6 protein-coding genes are annotated in these 5,622 nt (G+C 60.7%); 2 read left to right on the forward strand and 4 right to left on the reverse strand.

Translation table 11 applies throughout. From position 1 onward, the window contains the following. The 4 genes from RTX98_RS12990 to RTX98_RS13005 form a co-directional block, all read right to left on the reverse strand. Positions 1-732: ABC transporter permease (locus RTX98_RS12990; RefSeq protein ID WP_312797068.1), on the reverse strand; the 732-nt coding region annotated here is incomplete at its 3' end. Beyond that, the gene (locus RTX98_RS12995) at positions 729-1,787 is read right to left on the reverse strand and encodes an ABC transporter ATP-binding protein (RefSeq protein ID WP_312797070.1); all 1,059 of its coding nucleotides are present in this window, start codon (positions 1,785-1,787) and stop codon (positions 729-731) included. The genes RTX98_RS12995 and RTX98_RS12990, both read right to left, overlap by 4 nt. An 83-nt stretch (positions 1,788-1,870) precedes the next feature. After that, a complete protein-coding gene (locus RTX98_RS13000; protein ID WP_312797072.1) occupies positions 1,871-2,899 on the reverse strand; it encodes an ABC transporter substrate-binding protein in 1,029 nt (342 codons plus the stop codon). Positions 2,900-2,977: 78 nt separating this feature from the next. Next, entirely contained in the window at positions 2,978-3,937 is a 960-nt protein-coding gene (locus tag RTX98_RS13005; protein WP_312797073.1) for an isopenicillin N synthase family dioxygenase, read from the reverse strand. A 168-nt stretch (positions 3,938-4,105) separates the two neighbouring features. On the opposite strand from RTX98_RS13005, the gene RTX98_RS13010 reads away from it, so the two are divergent. After that, positions 4,106-5,239, forward strand: coding sequence for a PfkB family carbohydrate kinase (locus RTX98_RS13010; protein ID WP_312797075.1), 1,134 nt, complete (start codon positions 4,106-4,108; stop codon positions 5,237-5,239). A 78-nt stretch (positions 5,240-5,317) separates the two neighbouring features. After that, a partial coding sequence (locus tag RTX98_RS13015; RefSeq protein ID WP_312797077.1) for an enoyl-CoA hydratase/isomerase family protein occupies positions 5,318-5,622 on the forward strand: 305 nt, incomplete at its 3' end.

Consider the following 5,622-nt stretch of genomic DNA (forward strand, 5'->3'; position numbering starts at 1 on the left):
CACCGACACCGCCATGGTCTTGACCCGCAGGCCGCCGATCATGGCCGGCGTGACATAGGCCGACAGCGACAGCACGAAAACGAGGATGCAGCCCGCCTGGATGCCAGGCATCGCCAGCGGCAGGAGGATGCGGCGGATGACCGTCGCGCGGCCCGCGCCCAGTGATCGTGCGGCAGAAACAACCGCCGGATCGATGGATTGCACGGCCGACATGATTGGCAGGATCATGAACGGCAGGAAGACATGGACGAGCGCGATGATGATGCCGAGGGAATTATACATCAGCGGCAAAGGATACTCGGTCAGCCCGAGATTCATCAGCGTACGGTTGATGACGCCATTGTTGCCGAGCAGGATCGTCCAGCCATAGCTGCGGATGACGATGCCGACCAGCAATGGCGACAGCACGATACCATAAGCGAGGCCACGCCAGCGCAGATCGGCGCGTCCAAGCTGAAAAGCGACCGGCAGGCCGATCACAAGGGTCGCAAAGGTCGTGACGATGCCGATCCACAGCGTGTTGAACAACTGACCCTGATAAAGCGGCGAGCTAAAGATGCGCGCATAGTTCATCAGCGTATAGCCGTCCGCATAGGGCGTTCCTTGGCCGGGATTGCGGAAGCTGGTGACGAGGATGTTCAGATAAGGAATGGCCATGAACACGATCAGCAGGATCGCGGCGGGCAGAAGCAGAAAATATGGTCGATGCCTGGGCGATGCCGTCTGCATCATGCTGCCTCGATCGGCCAGAAACGATGCGCATCGACGGATAAACGCACTTGTGCGCCCGGCTCGAAGCGCGTCCGGGCAATCGTCTTAACGTCGACTTTCGTGCCGTCCGCCATGGCCAGCGTGTAATCGAGGATCGCGCCGGAAAAGTAGGAGCTGACCACGGTCGCCGGAATGCCATGCCCGGCTGCATCGGGAACGATGTCGATGGCTTCCGGGCGCAGCGCCAGGGTTACGGCAGAACCCCGACCGCGCGTTTTTGCCGGCACTTCCGCGGGTCCGAATGGCGTTTCGATCCGCGCCAGATCGCCATCAACAGAGGCCACGAAACCTTCGATGAAGTTGACCTGTCCCACGAAGCCAGCGACTTCACGGCTGACCGGATAGTCGTAGATGTCGCTGGGCGGCGCTTGTTGCGCGATCTTGCCGCCGAACATGACGACGACTCGATCCGACATCGTCATCGCCTCTGCCTGGTCATGCGTGACGTAGATTGTCGTAATCCCGACGCGCCGTTGCAGGTCGCGGATGAAGACGCGCATTTCCTCGCGTAGCTTGGCGTCGAGGTTGGCCAGCGGCTCGTCGAGCAAGAGGATGCGCGGCTCGATTACGAGCGCGCGGCCGATCGCAACACGCTGCTGCTGCCCGCCGGACAGTTGGCGCGGATACCGGTCCGCGTAGGGTCCGAGTTGAACGAGGTCGAGCGTCGCGTCGATGCGCCGCTGCATTTCCGCCTTCGGCACCTTGCGCATTTCCAGCCCAAAGGCGAGATTGCCGCGCACGGTCATATGCGGGAACAACGCATAGTTCTGAAACACCATGCCGATGTCGCGCCTTTCGGGCGGCACCGCAACGACATCGTCGCCATCGAAGGCGATGCTCCCGGACGTCACGCTTTCGAAGCCCGCCAGCATCTTGAGTGTGGTTGTCTTTCCGCAGCCCGATGGCCCGAGCAGCGACACGAACTCGCCGGACGGGATTTCCAGCGAGATCGAATCCACGGCCTTGATGGCGTGGCCGTAGATCTTCGTCAGATCGCGGATGTTGACTTTGGTCATCGGCTACTCAGGCATTCCGGTGAGAAAGGCAGACCGCGAGGAAATGACCCGCGGTCGAATGGCAACGCCGCTTGGCCGCGCGATCAGCCGACGGTCGAGGCCCAGCGCTCAGACAGTTCGTTCTGGTGCTCATTCACGAAGGCCCAGTCCCATTGCAGGATTTCGCTCATCCGATCGCCCGAAATCGGCACCTCGTAAGCGAGCTCTTCGGGCGCTTTCACAGCGGTGTTGGTGGGAGACACGTAGAAGCCGCGCATGAGTAGTTCCTGCGCTTCCGGCGAAAGGAGGAAGTTGGCGTATTGGTAGGCCAACTCCTTTTCAGGACCGTTAGCGAGGATGTTCAGCGTCTGGTCGAACGCCATGACACCTTCTTCCGGAACGACATAGTCGACCGGGAGACCCTGCTTCTTCAGCCGCGCGATTTCCGCGAAATCGAACGGGGCGACGACGATCTCACCGGCGGCCAGCGCCGTGGAAAGATTGAAATCGACCTGAATGACTTGGCCGAGATCCGCGAGCGCCTTGAAGCCGGCATCGACATCATACTGATCCTTGCCGAACAGGCGGGAAGCCAGCAGCAATTCCATCTTGCCGGCGGAATTGGCAAAGTTGTAGAGGCCGATGCGATTGCGGAATTCCGGGTTTTCCCAGAGGTCGTGCCATCTCTTAGGCGGGGTCTGGACCATGTCGGTGCGGTAGCCGATGCCGACCGGCGAGTAACAGACAACGACACCATAGCCGCCGGTGTTGCGGGCCACCTGATAGGTAGAATTGTAGTTCGGCAGCTTTGCGAGATCGAGCTGCTCGAAGAAGCCTTCCTTGCGCAAGCCTTCCGAGAAAACCTCGTTCGTCATGACGATGGAATAAGGCGGCTTCTGCGGTCCGGCAGCGCGCAGGTTTGCGCCGAAGACGCGTCCGTTACCCACATCCAGGGTGACGTTTGCACCGCTGAGCTTCGTGAACTCCGGCGCAATCTTGTCGCGCCAGAACTGTTCCCAGACACCGCCCAGCGTCGGAACGATGAGGGTCCGTTGCTGCGCGAAGGCTGCGCGTGTCGGCAACAGTGCTGCCGCAGCCAAAGCGCCAAGCGCTTGCCGTCGATTGAGTTCCATCTTGGTCCTCCATTGTGACCCGTGTGTTGCACCCTCTGCAGACCTGATCTTGCGCCAGGTTCTGCTTTGATCGACCGCTTAGCCCTTGCTGAAGGCTTGGCCGGTCTTTACCTTGATATATTCACCATACGTGATCGGCTCATACTTGGCGCCTTCTCCAGCAAAAGCTGGAAGGCATTCGATCACCGTGTCCTTACACGGATTGAGGAAAAACGGGATGGATTGACGCCGCGCGGTGCCGCCATAGCCGGAAGGCGGATTAGCCACGCGGTGAGGTGTCGAGACCCATTCATCATTGGTCCAGCGCATGAAGGCGTCGCCGATATTGATGACATAGGCGCCCTCGATCGACGGTGCGTCAAGCCATTCGCCCTCGCGGTTCCGCACCTGGAGACCGCCTTGTGATGCTTCGGAGCGCAGGATGGTCATGAAGCCATAATCGGTGTGGACGCCGGCGCGAAGCTGGCCGGGCTCTGGCTCAACATGCTGCTCGGGATAATTGATCACACGCAGGGCCGAGAGGTGATCGACGAACTCCTTCTCGAAATGAGCGGGCGAAAGGCCGATCGCGCTGCAAAAGATCCGGCGCAGATGGTCCGCCAGAATTTCCATTTCGCTGAAATAATCCTCGAAGGCAGACTTCAAGCCGGACGGCTTGGAAGGCCAGGCGTCACCCGGCAGGCGAGGACCGTAATTCAGGCTTTCCTTGAAGTCGCCGGGCGTCTTCAATCCCATCGTGGCCGCCAAGGCTTCGTCGGCAATGGGGGAAAAGGCGACGCCGCCGATCTCGCTCGTGCCGCGTCCTTGCCCGACCTTCCACTCCTGCGGCTCATCGAAGAAGGCGCGCGCCGTGTCGTAGAGCCGGGCAGTCACGGCCTTCGGCACGCCATGACCTGTCACCAGAAGGAAGCCGAGATTGCGGCAGGCCGCTTCAACCGCGCGAACCACATCGGCAGAGCCGGCTTCATTGGCGATGAAGGGCGCAATGTCGATGACCGGAATGTCGGCGGCGGTCAGCGTGTTGGCGGTTGAACTCATTCTCACATCCTCCAGTCGCGAGAACGAGACCTGCAAATCGGCTGAAGAAGGAGGCTTGGAACACCTGCCTTGAAGCCGGTCTCGCTCACTTGTTTCGCTGAAAACTATTGTTGACAACAAAAACTGTTGTTGTCTACACAAAAAAGCACGAGCAGCAGCAGGCGAGTGATGGCGGACCTAACCACCCAGGAAGCGGCGGTTCTTGAGCAGATCTCGCGCAACCCTTTTGCGGGTCAGCAGGAAATTGCAGATGCGCTCGGCATTGCTCGGTCGACCGTGGCAGCCCACATCGTTCAGCTCATCAAGCAGGGGCATATTCTTGGCCGGGGCTACGTTCTGCCCGAGCCGGGACACATCGTTTGTATCGGCGGCGCCGTTTTTGACCGCAAGCATCGTCTGCAATCGCCGCTCGCGATGGAAACCTCGAACCCCGTCGACAGCGTCCACAGTTTCGGGGGGGTGGCGCGCAACGTGGCGGAAAGCCTGGCGCTTCTCGGCGAACGGCCGCTGTTCATTTCCGCCGTGGGCGACGATCAGACCGGCCAGCACCTGCTGAACCATCTACGTGGACGCGGCGTGGATTTGAGCGGCGTGATCATGGTGCCCGGCCAGATTACCGCCGAATACAGCGCGGTGCTGAGTCCGGACGGACAGCTCGTCTTCGGCATGGACAATATGCGCTTGTTCGACCTGTTGACCCCCGCTGCGCTGGCGCGGATCTGGTCTCACCTTGCAGCCGCGTCGTGGGTTTTCGCGGAAACCAATCTGCCGGCCGAAACGCTGGAAGCCTTGATCCGGCGTCAGGGCGGAGGACGCTACAAGCTGGCAATCGACGCGGTTTCCATCGGCAAGGTCCGCAAGTTGCCGAATGATTTGACCGGCATCGATCTTCTGTTCCTGAACGCCGATGAGGCCGCCATCCTCCTGTCTGGTGCCCGTGCGACCACGCTCGACGAGGCGATGGACGCCGCACAGGCCCTGCAGGGCAAGGGTGCAGGCATGGTGCAACTTTCGTTGGGATCGAAGGGCGTCGTGATCGCGGGCGAGGGGACGCAAACAACGCTTCCCTCCATACCGGCCACGGTGATCGATCTAACTGGTGCCGGCGATGCAATGGTTGCGGGAACCCTCCATTCCCTGTTGAGCGGGAAGGATCTTGCAGCAGCCGCAGCGCTCGGCAACCTGATGAGCGCCTTGACCATCGAGACGACGGGAACAGTCCGTGCCGATCTCAGCCTCGCAACCCTGGAAAGTCACGCCCGGATGCGCATGCCTGCGCCAAGCGCGGGGCAGCCCGCTTAAACGGATAAACAGCCGCCATACGGCGAGAGGGTTACGGCGGCACAAAGGGTAAACCGGCTGCCAGAATGAGGAGAAGACATGACCTACGAGACGATCCTTTACGAAAAGGACGCGACCGACAAATTCGCCACCATCACGATCAATCGGCCCGACAAGCTGAACGCGATGAACAAGACGGTGGTGCGCGAGATCGATGCGGCCGTTGCGGCTTCCGTCGCCGATCCGGACATCAACGCCCTGATTATCACCGGTGCGGGCCGCGCCTTTTCGTCGGGATACGATCTGCAGGGTGGCGACTTCGACGTCGATTTCGACTTCTGGGTCGAGGACATGACGGAAAACGCCGAAGCGCTCCTGAACATCTGGAAAGCGCCAATCCCGGT

Origin of the sequence: Tianweitania sp. (assembly GCF_032053605.1) — a bacterium.
GTDB lineage: Bacteria > Pseudomonadota > Alphaproteobacteria > Rhizobiales > Rhizobiaceae > Tianweitania.